The sequence below is a fragment of the Streptomyces sp. SAS_270 genome (genome assembly GCF_052543295.1).
This window is the reverse complement of record NZ_JBMNDS010000185.1, coordinates 1-1,240: the sequence shown is the minus strand read 5'-3', so window position 1 is coordinate 1,240 and position 1,240 is coordinate 1. Positions and strand designations below refer to the sequence as shown.

Here is a 1,240-nt window from a genome sequence, read left to right as displayed (position 1 = left end):
GACTCTGTTGGTTAAAGGCGCTCTCCGCGTGACGTTGGGCTTCACCGCTTGGTTGTAGGCGGTGAAGGCCAACGTTGTGTTCGGGGAGGGCGTCGGTGTCGTTGCGTGTTCTGGGGCTGGGTGAGATTCCGGCGGAGACCGCGCGGGTCGCACGGGTGGTGTGTCCTCGTGGTGCTTTCGCGATGCGGCTGCGGGAGGAGTTCGCCGAGGTCTTCTCGGGGGAAGCCTTCGCCGATCTATATCCCGAGCGGGGACGTCCCGCTGTCGCGCCGGGCGTGTTAGCCCTGGTCACGGTGTTGCAGTTCGCCGAGGGGCTGTCCGACCGGCAAGCGGCTGACGCCGTACGCACAAGGATCGACTGGAAGTACGCGATCGGCCTGGACCTGACGGACACCGGGTTCGACTACTCGGTACTCAGCGAGTTCCGGACCCGGCTGCTCGAAGGTGAGAAGGCCGGCGAGGTCTTTGATCTCGTACTGCGGCTGGCCAGGGCACGCGGACTGCTGAAGACGGCAGGACGGCAGCGGACCGACTCCGCGAAGGTCCTTGGGGCGATCACGGGCCTCAACCGGCTGGCACTGGTCGGGGAAAGCCTGCGGGCCGCCCTAAATTCGATCGCGGCCGAGGCGCCGGGCTGGCTGGCTGCCCGGGTGGACCTGGAGTGGTTCGACCGCTACGGACACCGGGTCGAAGAAGCCCGGCTGCCCAGAAGCAAGGACAAGCAGCGGGCCTGGACAGCTCAGGTGGGCTCGGACGGCATGCGGCTGATGACCGCGGTCTTCGCCCCTGACGCACCACGCAAACTGAGGGCACTGGGGCCGGTCGAGGTGCTGCGGCAGGTCTGGGTGAAGAACTACCAGGTCAGCGGAGGTGAGGTGCACTGGCGGGAGGAGAAGAGCCTCCCGCCGGGCAGACTCCAGCCCTGTTCGCCCTACGATCTACACGCCCGCCGGGGGGCCAAGGCCGGTTCCGGATGGGCCGGCTACCTAGTCCAACTGACCGAGACGTGCGAACCCGACGTGCCGAACCTGATCACACACGTCGCCACCACTGACGCGTCGGTCAACGACTCCAAGATGACCCAGACCATCCAGGCGGACCTGGCCGCCCGCGACATGCTGCCCACCGTCCACCTGGCTGACGGGAACTACATCGACGCCAGCAACATCCTCGCCGCCCAGCGCATGGGCGTCGAACTGCTGGGGCCAGCTCAGAGGAACACCACGGTCCAGGCCAAAGG

General features: G+C 67.0%; 1 protein-coding gene. It reads left to right on the top strand.

Annotated elements, in window-relative coordinates; all coding sequences use genetic code 11:
* Positions 1 to 182: 182 nt before the first annotated feature.
* Positions 183 to 1,240, top strand: a 1,058-nt coding sequence (locus tag ACN6LB_RS45805; RefSeq protein WP_445031098.1) for a transposase, incomplete at its 3' end; no start/stop codon positions are given.